Raw genomic sequence first — 16,611 nt, 5'->3', positions numbered from 1 at the left:
GAGCAGGACAGCATCTTAAAAGGTAACGCTGGCGGTCAGACGCGCGGTGCGTGGTTCGCCGACGTTGACAATTTGCACATCTCCACTTCCAACGCTGGAGGGGTAGTACTCTTTGTTAAACAGGTTATTTACGTTTAACTGCAATCGTGTTTTGTAGTCCTTTGTGGGGAGATCCCAACGCAAGAAAGCATCGGCAACAGTAAAGCTGTCCATCCAGTAGCTGTTAGCATTGTCTCCCGGACGTTCACCGATATATCGCGCGCCACCGCCGACTTGCCAGTGGCCGGTCTGCTCAGGAAATGCAAGATGGTGAGTCAGATACAAGCTTGCGGTATGCATGGGAGCATTGTTGAGACGATTGCCTTCGTTTGTTGGATCCTCAAGAATTTCTGTGTGCGTATATGAGTAAGTCCCGATCATATCCCACCGCTCAGCGAGCTTGCCTGTGACGTCGAGCTCCAGGCCTCTTGAGCCCACTTTACCTGCGAGCTCGTTCGTCGATACTCCATTGATCATGACTGGAGTCACGACGTTTTTCTTGACGATATCGAACGCTGCAACGTTGATGTTCAGCCGATCCGAAGGATTGTACTTAAGGCCAACTTCGTAGCTGCGGCCCTCTTCGGGATCAAAGGTTTTGTTGTCGTCCGAGACAGTGTCGTTAGGTACAAACGATTCGCTGTAGTTGCCATACAGGGAAAGCGCTTCGGTGGGTTGATAGACGACACCCACAAACGGAATAAAGGCGTCGCCATTGTCGTCACGCCCCAATACGCGGGTAACCAATCCCTGATCACTGTATTGATCGTAGTGCTGCTGACGTCCGCCAAAGACCAGGATCCATTGGTCATCCAAATGCCAGTTGTCCTTGAAGTAAACGGACGTCGACGTCAGCTGATTGCGAGCATTGCTTTGAGCAGCATCGACGGTACTTGGTTGACCCAGCCCGCCGTACTGCGGGTCATTGATGTTAAGGGGACCGTTAACTGAACCGCGATAGGTTTTGCCTCGATATTTGTCTAGCACCTCGTTATCAATGCCGACCAAAATATCGTGACGCTGACCAAACAACTTCTGCTCACCAATGAAATCAATGTTGCTATAGCGCGTTTCGTAATCGTAATGAGCTCCGTTGGCACGACGGTTCAGTGTCGAGCCAACCAGAGACCTCGGCTGCGCAATCGCCAGACTATAACGATCATTGTTCCAGCCATACGTTACCCGCGTCTTCCAGTCATCATTGAGCTGATACTCAAACTTCGCGGTAGCGGTTTCGCTGATGCCGACGGTCTTGGCCCAGCGCTCATCCAGACGATCCTTGTAGCTCGCAGCAGCCGGTTTGCCATTGGCGAAGACCGTACCGCGGTCGAACGGGCTGGAATAGTCGTTGTACTCATAAGCCAGCGTCAGCTTGGCGCGTTCGCCGGTCCAGCTCAGGGAAGGAGCCACCAGCGTGTGCTCGTTGACCCCGTAATTGCGCCAGTAATCTTCATGGCCACGCTCGGCAACCAGACGGTAGGCAAGCCCGGTACCTTCGACAGGCCCGGTGGTGTCGACGCTGAACGTGCCGCCGCCTTCGCTGTAGCCGGAACCGGTGATGGTCGTGCTGCGGGTGTATTCAGGCTGCTTACTGACAACGTTGATCAGGCCACCCGGTTCGATTGCGCCATACAGCAGCGACGCGGGACCTTTGAGGACTTCCACGTGGTCGGTGGTGGCCCCGAGGTTGTGCCCTACTACCGAACGGATGCCGTCGCGCAGAATGGCTCCGTCGTCGTTGGTGCCGAAACCGCGCTTGATCAACGCGTCCTTGGTGTTGCCCAGCGTGTTGGATTGCGAAACACCGCTGACGAACTTCATCGCATCGTCCAGCGACTTGACCTGAAAATCATCCAGAGTCTGCTGGGTTACCACGTTGACTGACTGTGCTTCATCCCTGATCGGCACTTCTGACTTGCTTGCGGTACTGCTGGTGGAGCGAACATACGGGCTGCTTTCGATATCACCAGCGGCCTGAATGTCGGTGGCAGGCAGCTCGGTAACGGTGTCTTCAGCGTGAGAGAAGGCAGGCAGCAACACACAGCCGAAAGCCAGGGAAACGCAATAGGCGCGATGCATAGGGATGAACACAGAGGACAATTCCGGGCACTAATGGGAATTGTTATTATCTACGAACAGTTTCCAAATGTGTAGGCCTTTGCCTGCTGCCACAACGGACGGATCGTCGCAGGTGCCAGCGGTCTGGCTTATGAGAAAGCCGGGAAAATGTACGAATTGTGGTTGAGTATGCCTCTTGCCCGTCCAGCCGAAAAAACCTTCGCTATATGAATCCGCCCTTAAGGACAGAACAGTTTTGCCGATAGGCTTACGTCACCTACTCTCTTATTAAAGGCAGAGCGGGTCATCTCCCAACGTTCTTCGAACAATCTCTGCAGGACATGCCGATGAGCTGGCTTCATGATGCGAAACTGTCGACCAAACTGATTACCGCCTTCGGGCTTTGCGCATTTATCACCCTGGGTGTTGGTGTGCTTGGCAGCCGGGGTGTTTCTCAGCTCTCCGATAGCCTGAAACTGGTATTCAGCAATAACCTGGTGTCGGTGGCTAAAACTGCAGAGGCGAAAGCCAAAGCTGTGGAACAAACACGTGACATGTACCGCCTGTACGTCGCCACCAGCGCCAATGCGCCGCAGAACGAAAAAGATGAACTTCTGGCGTCCATGAAGGCTAATCAGCTGGCGAGCGAACTGGCCTATTCGACTTATCGCAAGACCCCCCTGGCCGATGACGAACGTCTCGCTGGCGACAAAATGGATAAGGACTGGCCGGTTTATCAGGAGTTGGTGCAAAAATTCGTAGCGCTCATGAAAGCCGGTGATCTTGAGGGCGGTCGCGCTTTGCTGCTCGGTGATCTGCAAAAAAATTACCGGATTGTCATGGACGAACTGACTCTCATGGTTGAATCCAACAATCGTCAGATCGGCGAGGGTGCAGCGGACGCCGACGCGATGGAGTCTTCGGCAAAGACTGCGCTTTACACCGGCATTACGCTGGCGTTCATTGCCGCCTTTGCTCTTGGCCTATTCATCAGTCGCCTGATCAGTCGCCCCATCGCAACAGCGGTGACCAGTGCTCAGCGCATTGCCAATGGAGACCTGACTCAGAACATCGCCAGCACCGGGCGTGATGAGGGTGGCCAGTTGCTGAGCGCGTTGAGCGATATGCAAACCAGTCTGAAAGGCACCATCCAGCAAATCGCCAGCGCCTCCGATCAATTGGCCTCGGCAGCCGAAGAGTTGACCACCGTCACCGATAACAGCAGCCGTGGCCTGGTGCGCCAGAACGACGAGATCCAGCAAGCGGCCACTGCTGTTACCGAGATGACCTCGGCGGTTGAAGAAGTTGCGCGTAACGCAGTGTCTACCTCCGAAGCATCCAGATCGACCAGCCAGCAAGCCACCAACGGTCGCGACAAAGCCCGAAATGCAGTGTCCGCTATCAACAATGCCACGACTGAAATCGCGGCCTCGACCACGATGGTCGAAGACCTGGCGGTACAAGTCCGTGATATAGGCAAGGTGCTGGATGTGATTCGCGGAATTGCCGAGCAGACCAACCTGTTGGCCCTCAACGCGGCGATTGAAGCCGCCCGTGCAGGCGAACAAGGTCGCGGTTTTGCGGTGGTAGCGGACGAAGTTCGCGCCTTGGCGGCCCGCACCCAGGCTTCGACCGGGGAAATCGAAGGCATGATCAACTCGGTGCAAACCAGCGCTGACCAGGCCGTTCGTGCCATGGGTAAAAGCCAGTCTCTGGTGACGGACACCCAAAGCCTGGCTCAGGCTACCGGTGAAGCACTGGAACAAATCGCTGAAGGCATTTCGCAAATCAACGAGCGCAACATGGTTATTGCCAGCGCCTCAGAAGAGCAAGCCAACGTGGCACGTGAAGTCGACCGTAACCTGGTCAATATCCAGGACCTGTCGACCCAGACCGCGGCAGGCGCAAACCAGACCAGCGCCTCCACTCAAGAGCTGTCGAATCTGGCGCTGTCGTTCAATAATCTGGTCAGCCGCTTCCGCTTATAAACCGTGAATCGGGCAGCGCGGCCTTGGCCAGCCGCGCTGCTGAAACCGGCACGCGCTCAATGACGGCAATGTTGCTCTGCAACTGCTCCGTCGTTGAGGGTGTTGTGAAGCTCCCTCCACCGGCCAGCGCCATCGGTCACGGCAACGTACTCCAAGGCTACGACGCTACTGATCGGCCCGACCGGTGCGGGCAAATCTTTTCCGGCCTGACGCATCTACGAACTCAAGCACAGCCGACATCAGACCGAAGGATCCTTTGTCGAAGTCGACCCTGTTCGGCCATAGAAAAGGGGCGTTTACCAGCGCATTGATTGCCCGCGGAGCTTTGCTGCGCGCAGGCATTGAGTGGAAGCAAATCAATGGACAGGATTAAACTCACCGCACTGACCTACGCCATCCAGGATTTTCAATGAAGTACAAGCTGAACGATTACAACGGCGTGATCATCGATCCGACGTCTTTTTCTTTTGAAAAAGCCGATCTTGAAGCCGCCATCAAGGGCTTTCTGCTTTTCATGGAAACCGAAAAGAAGGGCCTTGCCTGGATCACCCTGCCCATCTCCCGAACCAGCAGTATCGAGCAGTTCGTGGCACACGGTTTTATCTTCCACAGCTGCCTGCCCGACAGCCTCACGCTGGTTAGAAAGCCGCAGGAATCGACGTACGTGCCGTTTATTCCGACGCATATCGTCGGGGCCGGGGCAATCGTGATCAATCAGAACAACGAAATTCTGGTGGTCAGGGATCAAGGATTTACGGGCTTTAACCTGCCCGGCGGCCATGTGGATCCGGGCGAGCGGATTCAGGACTCGATCGTTCGCGAGGTTCTGGAGGAGACCGGTATCGAGGTCAGCTTCGAGGCCATTCTTGGCTTCACCACCCGGCACCCATATGAATTCGGCAAATCCAATATCCACTTCATCTGCCGCCTCAAACCGCTGACTCAAGCGATCAACGTCATCGATACTGACGAGATCGCCGAGGCCAAATGGATACCCATTGAAAGCTATCTGGCAGACGAGAAGAACGGCCTGACCAATCGAGAAATCGTCAGCCAGATCGCTGACAGCAAGGGTCTGACGATCGCTGAGTTCCAGAACAACAGCGGCCGCTTCAAAAAGCAGGAAATCTTCATGGCGGTAGAAGCGAAGCTTTAAAACTGCAGCGCCGCGTATTCGCACGACCGGCTTTAACCGGGAGTGCGGTATTGCTGACGAGACAGATTTAGCGAATGTCCCGGCGCCTTCGCGGCTGAAGCCGCTCTTACGGAGTGTAAGTGAACGGTTAGCGTCAGGATGCTAGCGCTGACGTGATGCGCTGCACTAACTCGGCTTCGACCAAGGCTTCATCCGGGCCTTCGTGAAAAACAGCGCAGGTCACGGCAGTCCCGCCGTGAGTGCAGCGATAAACCGCGATAACACTCACCGGCCCTACGCCGCTGTGGCCGCTCAATGTCAGGCCTCCCGCTACGCCGCCTTGCATCAGGCCCAAGCCGTAACCCGGAGTCAGCCATGGGCGCCCGGGTAGCGGGCCACCAAGGACAAGCGCAGCCTGCATTTCGTCTAATAACCATCGAGGCAACAGGTCGCCCGCCAGCAAACGATCCAGAAGCAGCGCCGCTTCTGCCAATGGCCCAATCAACAAACGGTGATAAACCCAGCCGGGGTCGTAGCCAGCGGCAATGCCCTGACACGCAGCCTGCATGTCTTCACCAGCGTTCGCTAAACGCGCCCGCGTACCTCCCAACGCAGACAACACGCGCTGAGCGAGTGCCTCTTCGAGCGAAAGCCCCGTCAGCCGCTCGATCAAGCGGGCCACGAACAGATAACCGACATTCGAATAACGCCAGCCTTCGCCGGGCGTGTAACGCAATCGACTGGCGTCCAGGCGCTGCAGCATTTCATCCGCAGGCCAGGCACGCTCGCCGCTGGCCACTGCGGTGTGGTACTCGGGCAACTCGCTGTAGTCTGCGAGCCCAGCCTGATGACGCAGTAATTGGCGCAGGGTAAACGGTCCTTCAGCCACCTGATCATCCAGCCCGACGAGCCCATCGCGAACCAGCGTCAACGCTGTCGCGGCGAGGACCGTCTTGGTGAAGCTCCACCACGGGACTAATGTTTCAAGTGCATCAGGCGGTTCGGTTACAGCTGGGCAGCCGTTGGTGATGAGGGAAAACGACATATGTTCAATTTTTCTCGAAGAAGTCGCTGATGCTACCCGGTAACGCCATGAAAAGCAGGCGCACCTAAATCCCCCGGTAGGGCTGGCTTTAGCCGGGAGAGCGATATGTCTGACGATAAAAATGCGGCGTATGTACCAGCCTCCTCCTGGCTAAAGCCGGTACTGCGGGATTACAGATCACCGCGACGGTGTCAGTCGCAACGCAATTGCGTTTACTATCCCCCTCATTTACTCAGGAGCACAAACCATGGCAACAGCCTCTGCAAACATTCGTGTACCCGCATCCGCCGACCAGGTCTGGCAATTGGTGGGTGGTTTTCTGTCCCTGCCGGACTGGCTGCCGTTCATTGTCAGCAGCGAATCGTCTGAAGGCGGACGTGTTCGTACGCTGACCACCGCTGACGGCGCAGTAATCGTCGAAAAGCTGCAAACCTTCGACGAAGCCAACCGCACTTACAGCTACTCGATCGTGCAGGGTCCGTTCCCGGTGACGAACTATCTCGCGACCTTAGTGGTGGCTGCCGCGGGCGATCAGGAAACAATCGTTACCTGGTCCGGCAGTTTCACCCCCGACGGAATCTCCGACGCAGAAGCCGAAGCACTGTTTCAAGAGGTCTACGAAGGTGGTCTGGGCGCTCTGCAAGCCAATTTCTGACCACGGGAGGCCTGCGGAACTGAACTGACAGCGCTCGTTACCCTCAATATTGCTTCGCTAAATGGCATTTCGCAGCACAGCGCAAAATCGCGCATCATGGGCGCGGTCAGTTCAAGGAGACATTAATGCGCGTTACTTTATCTTTTTTGCGTTTTGCCACCTTGTCACTGGGTTTGGTATTTACCGCCACCGCTGTGGCGTCGGAAGAGTCTCAACTGGTCGATTCCATCAATAATTTCCGCAACCAGTCACAGCGTTGCGGCGATCAGGTTTCACAAGAGTTGCCACCGCTCACTGTGGACACTCGTCTGGTGCTTTCTGCGACCAGCCCGGTGGATCTGCAGCAGGCCATGGCGCGCGCCACTTACCCGATGGTCAATGTGCAGGCGATCAGCCTGTCTGGTCCTCGGGATGCACAGTCAGCCATGAATACTATTCAGGAAAGCTTCTGTCGGGTGGTGCTAGACCCACAGTTTGTCGACATCGGTGTCAGCCGCGAAGGCCGTGACTGGCGCATTGTACTGGCTCGGCCACTGCTGACTGCGCGTCTGGGAGACTGGCAGGCCGAGGGTCAAAAGCTGCTCGCGCTGATCAACGCCGCGCGAGCCAAGGCTCGACAATGCGGGACTCAGGCCGTGGCTGCGACCACGCCATTGACCTGGAACCCGGCACTGGCGTCGGCAGCTGAAAACCACAGCCGGGGCATGGCCAACAATAATTTCTTCGACCACATGGATCGCGACGGCCGTATGCCAGGTGATCGAGCGGAGCTGGCCGGTTATTCAGGCCAGCAAATCGGCGAAAACATCGCAGCCGGACAAGGCAGCGTCGCCAAGGTTGTCGAGGGCTGGCTGGCAAGCCCCGGTCACTGCGCCAATCTGATGAATCCGGCTTTCAAAGAACTGGGCGCAGCGTATGCAGTGGACCCCAAGAGCGATGCGGGCATCTACTGGACGGGCGTGTTTGGCGCGCAGTGACGGGGTTTGTGGCCAGGCTGCTTTCATCAATCTGCCTTGTATGAGCTTACGAGCACCGCGAGCGGTTACGGTCTGCCTGATACACCGCTATCGCCGCCTCGAGGTGCTCGTGCGCTCCTTCAGGAATCGTCACTCAGTGACAGTGATAATCGCCAGTCTTGTGGTTGCGATGGCAACCCTTGGAATCGGTACCACCGCTGTGAGCCAGCGCGGTGACTGAGGCCATGGACAGGAACGCGACGATCACGACGGCAAGCAGCTTCATAGACAGTTCTCGGAGCTAAAACAGCGGGAATGGGATGAACAGGCGCAAAGTATGGCTCATTGATATCACCAATCATAGCCCACTGTAAATTCATGCCCAGCCCAGCGTTGCTGCTGTGATCAGCAAATACCGCATACCTTTGGCAAATGTGACGATCAACAGAAAACTCCACAGCGGTTCGCGCATTACTCCTGCCACCATCGTCAGTGGATCGCCAATGATCGGCACCCAGCTCAACAGCAACGACCAGCGTCCGTATCGCGTATAGAAGCGTTGGGCTTTTTCCAGGCTGTTTTCGCTGACCGGGAACCAGCGCTTATGGCGAAACCGCTCCACCGAGCGGCCCAATAACCAGTTCAGCAATGAGCCAAGCACGTTGCCAAAGGTCGCGACCAGCAGCAGCGCTGTCGCTGTGTAATGTCCGGAAAGCAGCATGCCCACCAGCACTGCTTCGGATTGCATCGGCAATAGCGTCGCCGCACCGAATGCAGCGAGGAATAACCCGAGGTAGCTGGAAATTTCAAACACTCAAGCACGGCCCGTTCAAAGGATCATCACAAAGCCCTGATCAATTCCTTGATCCTGGACGCCAGTGCCTCGAGCGCGAAGGGTTTGGTGAGCACTTCGGTCAGCGGCTCAAGGTGGCATTTGTCGAGCACTGTGGTTTCCGCGTATCCCGTGATGAACAACACCGGCAGGCCCGGTCGGCATTGCCGCCCCGCATCGGCCATTTGCCGGCCATTGATGCCACCAGGTAATCCGACATCCGTTACCAACAGGTCAATTCGCACGTCCGATTGCAGAATGCGCAACCCGGCCTGACTGTCAGCGGCTTCGATGGCCACATAGCCAAGACTGCTCAGCACCTCAGTCACCAGCATGCGGACCGATGACTCGTCATCGACCACCAGAACAGTCTCACCCTGCCCCGTCAAAACTGCACTGCTGACCGGCAGTGGAAACTCTGGAGGATCTATTTCCCGCGCATGACGTGGCAATTGCAGGCAAACCGTCGTGCCCTGATCAACCTCTGAACGAATCCTTATCTGGCCGCCAGACTGCCGGGCGAAGCCATAGATCATCGACAGCCCAAGCCCGGTACCCTCGCCCACCGGCTTGGTCGTGAAAAATGGTTCGAAGGCTTTGGCCGCCACTTCGGCGGTCATGCCACAGCCGCTATCAGTGACACGAATGCTCAGGTACTCGCCCGCCTGCACTTCGGGATCAAGGTCATGGCTTTCATCCAGGCATTCATTACGTGTCTCAATCAAAATCCGACCGCCATGAGGCATGGCATCCCGAGCATTGATACAGAGGTTGAGCAGCGAATTTTCCAGCTGGGCCGGGTCAATCAACGCAGTCCAGAGATCTGCGTCAGCACGCACCTGTATGTCGACGGAAGGCCCGACAGTACGACGGATCAGCTCTTCCATGCCCATGATCAACGTATTGACGTTGGTTGGGATGGGCGCGAGGGTCTGACGGCGCGAGAACGCCAGCAGCCGGTGAGTCAGCGCCGCCGCCCGCTGTACCGCCCCCTGAGCCACAACCAGATAGCGATCCACATCGGCAACGCGCCCTTGACCCAGGCGCATCTGCATCAACTCCAGGCTGCCGGAAATACCCGCCAACAGGTTGTTGAAGTCGTGGGCGATCCCCCCCGTGAGCTGCCCGACCGCTTCCATCTTCTGCGACTGACGTAGCGCTTCTTCAGCCACCTCGCGCTCGATGATCGCTTCGCGGATACGTTGCTCCAGGGTCAGGTTAAGGTCCTGTACCGCTGCTTCGGCCTTTTTCCTGGCCGTTACATCAATGGACGAGCCGATCAGCCCGATGACCTCACCCGTGTCACTAAACAGTGGCGCCTTGACTGACAACCAGGTCGCTGCTGAGCCGTCAGCGAGTCTGACCTGTTCTTCGACTTGCTCAGACACGCCACCATTCATGATCCGCTGATCGGTGGCCATGATGACCCGAGCCTGATCCTTGTCCTCAAGATACTCGAGGTCGGTTTTACCGATATAAAACTCGGGAGGTTTGCCGATCAGCTCTGTGGTGCCACGGTTTGCAACCAGCATCCGTCCCTGGCGGTCCTTGGCATACACAACGCCAGGAACCGCGGCCGTAAACGTGCGTAACAGCGCGGTAATCCGGTCGCGCTCAGCCTCAGCTTCGCGACGCAGTTCGATATCCAGAAGCACGCCGAGAAAGCGCGTCGGCTTGCCCTCTGGACCTAACTCGACCCGGCCCTTGGCCTCCAGCCAGCGATAAGTGCCGTCGCGATGCAGCACACGGTATTCGCATTTGAAAACGCCGCCACGCAGCAAGGTCAGACCGATTTCGCTTTCCACGCGAGCCCTGTCGTCAGGGTGGATGGAGGCCGTGACCTTCTCCAGCGGCAAGCCTTCAACGGCCTCCCGTGGAGTCAAACCAAACGTAGCGGCATATCGATCATCGCCAATGACATGGTTGTCCTGCACATGCCACACCCAAGTGCCGATGATCGCATCGGCATCCAGTGCAAGCTGCAACCGCTCGGCTGCATCTTTTGCCGGAAACTCAAGCGGTCCGCTGTTATCCGGTCCTTCATCCTTAAAATCGCTGCTCATGCCCAACCATGCTTATCGTGATACCGAGGCCCTGGTGGCCGATTGCGCTGAATGGTGCCGATGCGGGCGAGCTATTACAAGCCGTTGCAATGACTAGGCGCTCAATCGGGAAATAACATCGTTCAATCCGACAGACAAACCGTGCAGATCATGGCTGGCCGCCTGGGTGCGTTTGACGTTGTCCTGATTGGTGCTGGCGATCGCTGTGATTTCGGTGAGATTGCGCGATATATCCTCAGCCACTGAAGTCTGTTCTTCAGCCGCCGTAGCGATTTGCCGGTTCATGTCGCGAATGGCCTCCACGGCAGTGGTGATACGGTTGAGCGTGGCGCTGGCATTACTGACCTGCTCGACACTCTCTTCGCTACGACTCTGACCGCCTTGAATAGCGATTACCGCATCGCTGGCACCGGTCTGCACCGAGTTGATGATCTGGTTGATCTCGGCAGTCGACACCGCCGTGCGTTGCGCCAATGTGCGCACTTCGTCAGCCACCACTGCAAAGCCGCGTCCGGCTTCACCGGCTCGCGCAGCCTCGATAGCCGCGTTCAACGCCAGCAGATTGGTCTGATCCGCGATACCGCGAATCACTTCGAGCACCTTGCCGATACGCACGCTGTCGGTTTCCAGCCGCTGAATCACATTGGCGGTATTGCCGATTTCACTGCACATCAGATTGATCGTGCTCATGGTCGATTGCATGACCTTGTCGCCTTCCCGCGCATGGTGATCCGCATCATCAGCAGCTTTGGCTGCCTGAGCCGCATGCCGGGCGACTTCCTGTGCCGTTGCCGACATTTCGGTCATGGCCGTCGCGACCTGGTCGGTGCGCTCGAACTGCTCGTGGGTGCCTTGGGCCATCAGCGTCGCAATGGACTTCAACTCGTTGCCCGCAGTGTCCAGATCCGACGTGCTGCGTTTAAGCCGGTTAAAAGTATCCGCCAGAAAATCCCGCAGGATATTGGCCGCGACCGCCAGATGACCAAGTTCATCCTGACGCTTGATATTGACACGCTCGCCGAACTTGCCTTGACTCAACTGCGCAACGTAGTCGATCAACATGCGGATTGGCGCGATCAGGTTGCGGTTGACCACCCACCATGTCAGCACACCGACCAATAGCGCGGAAGCCAACATGATCAGCGCCCCCAACAGAATCGTCCGGTCGGCTGCGTTGCTGATCAGCACTGACTGCTCGCCGCTGTTCTTGCGCAGGCTGTCTACCAACTGACTCATCTGCTCGCTGGCCGCACGGTCGACGCCCTTCACCGCGACATCACCGGCTACCGGATCGCCACCCGCCGCAACAAATGCATCACGCCCTTTGCGATAAGCCACACCCAGAGTTTTGTGTTCATCCCTTAGCTTCTGCACCTGGGTCAGCGTCGAAGCCGGAACACCCTCTACCAGTGCGAGCTTCCCGAGGGATTCCTGAACCTGACGTTCCTGCTCCTCGAACTGCGCCCAGAACTTGTCACGATCGGCTGGCAACTTGCCGCGCAGCAAAACGTTCTTCCACTCCTGCACCTGAATCTTGAACTCAAGGTTGGCCTCGTCGACCAATTGCGACGCATGCACCGGACCTTCGAGCAAGCCGCGGTAAGACTGGACGTTATTGGAAAGGAACTGGAAACAAGCCAGCGCAATCAGCAGCACCAACACCAGACTGCCACCCAGCATGCCCAGAATCTGGAGTCGAAGGGATTTAGCCATTGAACGAACACCTCGGGGGGGGATCTGCGGCGGCGCGCAGACCAGAAAATTTCGACTTCCTTGTGCAAGCGTTACGGACGAGAGACTCGTAACGTGCCTGTTTGCGCATCGGCTTAAGGGGCGGGTTCTTGAGGGCCGCTGATCGTGTTGAGTGGTATCAAGAGGATTAGGTAAACGAGCGTCGAAGCTTTTTTGGAGACCCGCAACTGAGAGTTCTTCTCAACCAAACACAAACCGTTGAATTGGAAGACCCAGCTGTAGGAACTGCCGAAGGCTGCAATGGCGGTGCGTCAGGTTTAACGCAATTGCAGCCTTCGGCAGCGCCTACAGAAAATGAATTTCGATCAGTCCACCTGCCCAAACACCTGACTCGGCCGTCGCAGCGTCGGGTCGAACGGGTTGATCCTTGCGCTGATGACTGCGGCCTCTCTCTTGAGCAGTTCCACCACGGTCAATAACCGGTCCGGTCCGAGGCGATCGCTGATGGTGGCGACGCTGAGGGCGGCAACCGAGCGGCCTTCGCGGTCGAATATCGGGACTGCGAGACCGGCCATGCCCGGCAGCGCGCCGGTGTTGCGTGCGGCGTAGCCGAGGCGGCGGACGTTTTCCACTTCTGAGCGCAGGAACACTTCGTCATAGAGATGGAAGTCTTTGAGGCGTGGCAGGTTGTAGCGGATGACCGTGTCGCGCTCTTCTTCGGGCAGGTAAGCGAGAATGGCCAGGCTGCCCTGCCCCACGCCCAACGCAACACGCCCGCCGATGTCACCGGTGAAGGTGCGGATCGGGTAAGGGCCTTCGCTGCGATCCAGGCAAACAGCATCGAAGCCGCTGCGCGCCAGCAGGAACAGTGAGTCGCCCAGAGATGCCGAGAGACGCAGCATGCTCGGGCGGACTACGTCCCGCAGGTTGCTGGTCTTGCCCGCTTTGGCCGCGAGCGCGAAGAACTCGATGCTCAGCCGATAACGTTTACTGCGCTGGTCCTGTTCGACCATGCCTTCATCCATCAGGCTGCGCAGCAGGCGGTGCGTGGTGGGCTGCGAGAGGCCGACTTGCTGGGCGAGTTGGGTGACGCGTTCGCCCTCTTCGGAGCAATCCCCTAGGCAGCGGAGCACCGCGAACAGCCGCGAGACCGCGCCAACACCGGTATCCTTTGAATTTTCATTCCGCTCAGTGGAATTCATATGATCACTTTTCGATAACTAATTCATTGAACGAAAGAACTGAAAGAAATATATCGTCCAGTGAAATTCACCCTTTCGCCCATCCTAGTCTTCGTCTTAATCTCAGTCCACAGGGCGATTTGAACAAAACCTGGTAGCCGACTCAGAGCGAGCACCAACGTCCACAGCAACTGCAAAGCTTTCATTTCGCATCTGCCCATAACAAAAACGCACTGCAACGCTGTGCGTGATGAAAAGGTGGAACGCAGCTATGGCTTTTTTGCAGCTTGAAGGTCTCTCCAAACGCTACGGCAGCATCGACGCCGTGGTCGCCACGAATCTGGCAGTGGAGAAAGGCGAATTCGTTTCTCTGCTCGGCCCGTCGGGCTGCGGCAAGACCACTACCCTGCAAATGATCGCCGGCTTCGTTGATGTCAGCGACGGTCGTATCGTCCTTGATGGCCGTGACATCACTCACGCCAAACCCAGCAGTCGCGGTCTGGGGGTGGTGTTTCAGAGTTACGCCCTCTTCCCCCACATGAGCGTTGCCGACAACGTCGCCTTTGGTCTGCGCATGCGTAAAGTACCAGCGGCGGATATTCAGCGCCGGGTGGCTACGGTGCTGGAACTGGTACGCCTGAGCCAGCACGCCCAGCGTTATCCGCGTGAACTGTCAGGCGGTCAACGGCAACGGGTTGCACTGGCACGAGCGCTGGTGATTGAGCCGCCGGTGTTACTGCTCGATGAGCCACTGTCCAACCTCGACGCCAACCTGCGCGAAGAGATGCAGTTCGAGATTCGCCGCATTCAGCGCGAAGTCGGCATCACCACGTTGATGGTGACTCACGACCAGGCAGAAGCACTGTCCATCAGTGACCGCGTGGTGGTCATGCAGGCCGGGCGTATCACCCAGATTGACGAGCCATACAAACTTTATGAACACCCCCGTACGCGGTTCATTTCGGGCTTCGTCGGCAAGGCCAACATGCTGCCCGGTGATCTGGACAGCGAGGGCTGCGCTCAAGTGCGGCAGACACCGGGCGACGGTGCGCTGACCCTCAGCCTTCGTCCGGAAAAGATCGATCTGGTGGCCGCTGGCACCGGGCGTTTGCAGGGCAAGGTCATCACCCGTTATTTCCTTGGCAGCCAATGGCTGTACCGCATCGAAACCGCGATCGGCGAGTTGACCGTGGTACGCCGCAACGACGGCGACGCGCCCATGGAAGAAGGCACGGCGGTGGGCATGGACTGGCCCGCCGGTTTGCTGCGCGTACTGGATGCCGACGAGGTGCACCCATGAGCCTGCTGGCCGATATGCGCCGCGGCGGGCGCGGCTATTTACTGTCGGCACCGGCACTGGTGATGTTCACTTGCCTGCTGCTGGTCCCGCTGGCACTCACGCTGATCCTGTCTTTCAACGTCTTTGACTATGAAGTCGGGGTTAAAAGCGACTCCTATACCCTGGCCAACTATGGCGAGGTGCTGACCGATTCGTACTTCTACGAAATCTTCCTGCGCACCTTCTGGATCAGTGCGCTGGTGACCTTGCTTTGCGTGGTTATCGGGGTGCCTGAGGCCTACATTCTGAGCCGCATGGGCACGCCCTGGCGTTCAATCTTTCTGATTCTGATCCTCACGCCGCTGCTGATTTCCGTGGTGGTACGCGCTTTCGGCTGGAGCCTGTTGCTCGGTGCCGATGGCCTGATCAATCAGGGCATACAAGCGCTGGGCGGCCAGCCAATCAAAATGCTTTACACCCCTTTCGCCGTGATCATTGCACTGGTGCACGTGATGCTGCCGTTCATGATCATTCCGATCTGGACCTCATTGCAGAAACTCGACCCTGCGGCTGAGCAGGCCGCGCTGTCCCTCGGCGCCAGTCAGGCCAAGGTGATGCGCCTGGTGGTGTTGCCCCAGATCATGCCGGGTGTTTTATCAGGCACATTGATTGTTTTTGGCTTGTCGGCGAGTTCCTTCGCGATCCCCGGCCTGCTCGGCGGACGCCGCCTGAAGATGGTTGCCACGGTGGTCTACGACCAATACCTCTCGGAGCTGAACTGGCCCATGGGTGCGACCATTGCGGTGGCGCTGTTGCTGGTCAACCTGCTGGTCATGCTGTCCTGGAACCGCATGGTCGAAGGCCGCTACAAGAAAACCCTGGGGGAATAAGCCATGTCTAAAAACGGTCCTTTGGCCCTGTCGTTTCACGCCTTGGTCGTGGTGTTCATGCTCGCGCCATTGGTAGTGGTCTGTCTGGTGGCTTTCACGCCAGAAAACACCCTCAGCTTGCCGACCTCAGGTTTTTCCCTGCGCTGGTTCCGGGCGATCTTCGAGCGTGCCGACTTCATCGACTCGTTCTATAACAGCCTGATTCTGGCGTTTGTTGCCGCTACGCTGGCGACGATTATTGCCGTACCGGCAGCGCTGGCGATTACCCGCCATCAGTTTCCGGGGCGAAACTTCCTTAACGGGTTGTTTCTGTCGCCGATCATCATTCCCCATCTGGTGCTGGGGGTCGCAATGCTGCGGTTGTTTGCGCTGATGGGCGTCAACGGTAGCTTCTTCTGGCTGACCCTGGCCCATGTGGTGATCATCACGCCTTACGTGCTGCGCCTGGTGATTGCTGCCGCCATCGGCATCGACCGCAGCGCCGAACAAGCGGCCGAATCACTGGGCGCCAGCCGCTTCACGCTGTTCCGCAAAATCACCTTGCCGATGATTCTGCCTGGCGTGGCCGGTGGCTGGTTGCTGGCGTTCATCAACAGCTTCGACGAGGTGACGCTGTCGATTTTCGTGACCTCGCCTTCGACCCAGACGCTGCCGGTGCGCATGTATGTCTACGCCACAGAGTCCATCGACCCGATGATGGCCGCCGTTTCCGCGCTGGTTATCGCGTTGACCGCGGCCACCATGATCATCCTCGACCGGGTTTATGGCCTGGATCGGGTGCTGGTCGGCAAACATTAA

The 16,611-nt window shown here is 57.5% G+C and carries 14 protein-coding genes and 3 pseudogenes; 9 read left to right on the top strand and 8 right to left on the bottom strand.

Translation table 11 applies throughout. From position 1 onward, the window contains the following. Positions 1-15 precede the first annotated feature (15 nt). Positions 16-2,118, bottom strand: coding sequence for a TonB-dependent siderophore receptor (locus tag ABRP31_RS12415; RefSeq protein ID WP_349972790.1), 2,103 nt, complete (start codon positions 2,116-2,118; stop codon positions 16-18). 320 nt (positions 2,119-2,438) lie between these two features. On the opposite strand from ABRP31_RS12415, the pseudogene ABRP31_RS12410 reads away from it, so the two are divergent. Next, a pseudogene (locus tag ABRP31_RS12410) lies at positions 2,439-3,227 on the top strand (MCP four helix bundle domain-containing protein); the annotation flags it as partial. Next, a complete protein-coding gene (locus ABRP31_RS12405; protein WP_372489433.1) occupies positions 3,222-4,085 on the top strand; it encodes a methyl-accepting chemotaxis protein in 864 nt (287 codons plus the stop codon). The pseudogene ABRP31_RS12410 and the gene ABRP31_RS12405, both read left to right, overlap by 6 nt. On the opposite strand, the pseudogene ABRP31_RS12400 reads toward ABRP31_RS12405, so the two are convergent. Continuing rightward, a pseudogene (locus tag ABRP31_RS12400) lies at positions 4,066-4,221 on the bottom strand (hypothetical protein); the annotation flags it as partial. The gene ABRP31_RS12405 and the pseudogene ABRP31_RS12400 overlap by 20 nt on opposite strands. A gap of 5 nt (positions 4,222-4,226) precedes the next feature. On the opposite strand from ABRP31_RS12400, the pseudogene ABRP31_RS12395 reads away from it, so the two are divergent. Together ABRP31_RS12395 and ABRP31_RS12390 are read left to right on the top strand one after the other, a co-directional pair. After that, positions 4,227-4,422: pseudogene (locus ABRP31_RS12395) on the top strand (sigma 54-interacting transcriptional regulator); the annotation flags it as partial. Positions 4,423-4,494: 72 nt separating this feature from the next. Then, positions 4,495-5,241, top strand: coding sequence for an NUDIX domain-containing protein (locus ABRP31_RS12390; RefSeq protein WP_349972766.1), 747 nt, complete (start codon positions 4,495-4,497; stop codon positions 5,239-5,241). A gap of 133 nt (positions 5,242-5,374) precedes the next feature. Here the strand turns inward: ABRP31_RS12390 and ABRP31_RS12385 are convergent, their stop codons facing one another. Then, positions 5,375-6,265: a serine hydrolase domain-containing protein gene (locus ABRP31_RS12385; protein ID WP_349972765.1), complete on the bottom strand. Its 891-nt coding sequence runs from the start codon at positions 6,263-6,265 to the stop codon at positions 5,375-5,377. 247 nt (positions 6,266-6,512) lie between these two features. Between ABRP31_RS12385 and ABRP31_RS12380 the strand changes: the two genes are divergently transcribed. Then, entirely contained in the window at positions 6,513-6,920 is a 408-nt protein-coding gene (locus ABRP31_RS12380) for an SRPBCC family protein (protein ID WP_349972764.1), read from the top strand. Between the two features lie 125 nt (positions 6,921-7,045). Next, complete coding sequence (locus tag ABRP31_RS12375) at positions 7,046-7,897, top strand: CAP domain-containing protein (protein ID WP_349972763.1); 852 nt, start codon at positions 7,046-7,048, stop codon at positions 7,895-7,897. Positions 7,898-8,030: 133 nt separating this feature from the next. Here ABRP31_RS12375 and ABRP31_RS12370 read toward each other — a convergent pair whose 3' ends face one another. The 5 genes from ABRP31_RS12370 to ABRP31_RS12350 all read right to left on the bottom strand — a co-directional run bounded on the left by ABRP31_RS12370 (position 8,031) and on the right by ABRP31_RS12350 (position 13,665). Then, positions 8,031-8,162 (bottom strand): YHYH domain-containing protein, encoded by a 132-nt coding sequence (locus ABRP31_RS12370; protein ID WP_122395202.1) that lies wholly within the window; start codon positions 8,160-8,162, stop codon positions 8,031-8,033. Positions 8,163-8,252: 90 nt separating this feature from the next. After that, positions 8,253-8,690 carry a YqaA family protein gene (locus ABRP31_RS12365; RefSeq protein ID WP_349972762.1) on the bottom strand — a complete coding sequence of 146 codons (438 nt, stop codon included), beginning with the start codon at positions 8,688-8,690 and terminating at the stop codon, positions 8,253-8,255. A 26-nt stretch (positions 8,691-8,716) separates the two neighbouring features. After that, complete coding sequence (locus ABRP31_RS12360; RefSeq protein ID WP_349972761.1) at positions 8,717-10,771, bottom strand: PAS domain-containing protein; 2,055 nt, start codon at positions 10,769-10,771, stop codon at positions 8,717-8,719. Positions 10,772-10,864: 93 nt separating this feature from the next. Continuing rightward, complete coding sequence (locus ABRP31_RS12355) at positions 10,865-12,484, bottom strand: methyl-accepting chemotaxis protein (RefSeq protein ID WP_349972760.1); 1,620 nt, start codon at positions 12,482-12,484, stop codon at positions 10,865-10,867. A 344-nt stretch (positions 12,485-12,828) separates the two neighbouring features. Beyond that, positions 12,829-13,665, bottom strand: a complete 837-nt coding sequence (locus tag ABRP31_RS12350) for an IclR family transcriptional regulator (RefSeq protein ID WP_087270315.1) — start codon at positions 13,663-13,665, stop codon at positions 12,829-12,831. Positions 13,666-13,915: 250 nt separating this feature from the next. Between ABRP31_RS12350 and ABRP31_RS12345 the strand changes: the two genes are divergently transcribed. The 3 genes from ABRP31_RS12345 to ABRP31_RS12335 are packed head-to-tail and all read left to right on the top strand — an operon-like array spanning position 13,916 to position 16,611. Then, on the top strand, positions 13,916-14,944 hold the full coding sequence (locus tag ABRP31_RS12345; RefSeq protein ID WP_349972759.1) for an ABC transporter ATP-binding protein: 1,029 nt from the start codon (positions 13,916-13,918) through the stop codon (positions 14,942-14,944). Further along, on the top strand, positions 14,941-15,813 hold the full coding sequence (locus ABRP31_RS12340) for an ABC transporter permease (protein ID WP_349972758.1): 873 nt from the start codon (positions 14,941-14,943) through the stop codon (positions 15,811-15,813). Before ABRP31_RS12345 ends, ABRP31_RS12340 begins: the two co-directional genes overlap by 4 nt. Positions 15,814-15,816: 3 nt before the next feature. Further along, complete coding sequence (locus tag ABRP31_RS12335; RefSeq protein ID WP_027901476.1) at positions 15,817-16,611, top strand: ABC transporter permease; 795 nt, start codon at positions 15,817-15,819, stop codon at positions 16,609-16,611.

The organism is Pseudomonas caspiana, from assembly GCF_040224095.2.
GTDB classification, from domain to species: domain Bacteria; phylum Pseudomonadota; class Gammaproteobacteria; order Pseudomonadales; family Pseudomonadaceae; genus Aquipseudomonas; species Aquipseudomonas caspiana.
This window is presented reverse-complemented; position numbering and strand designations above follow the sequence as displayed.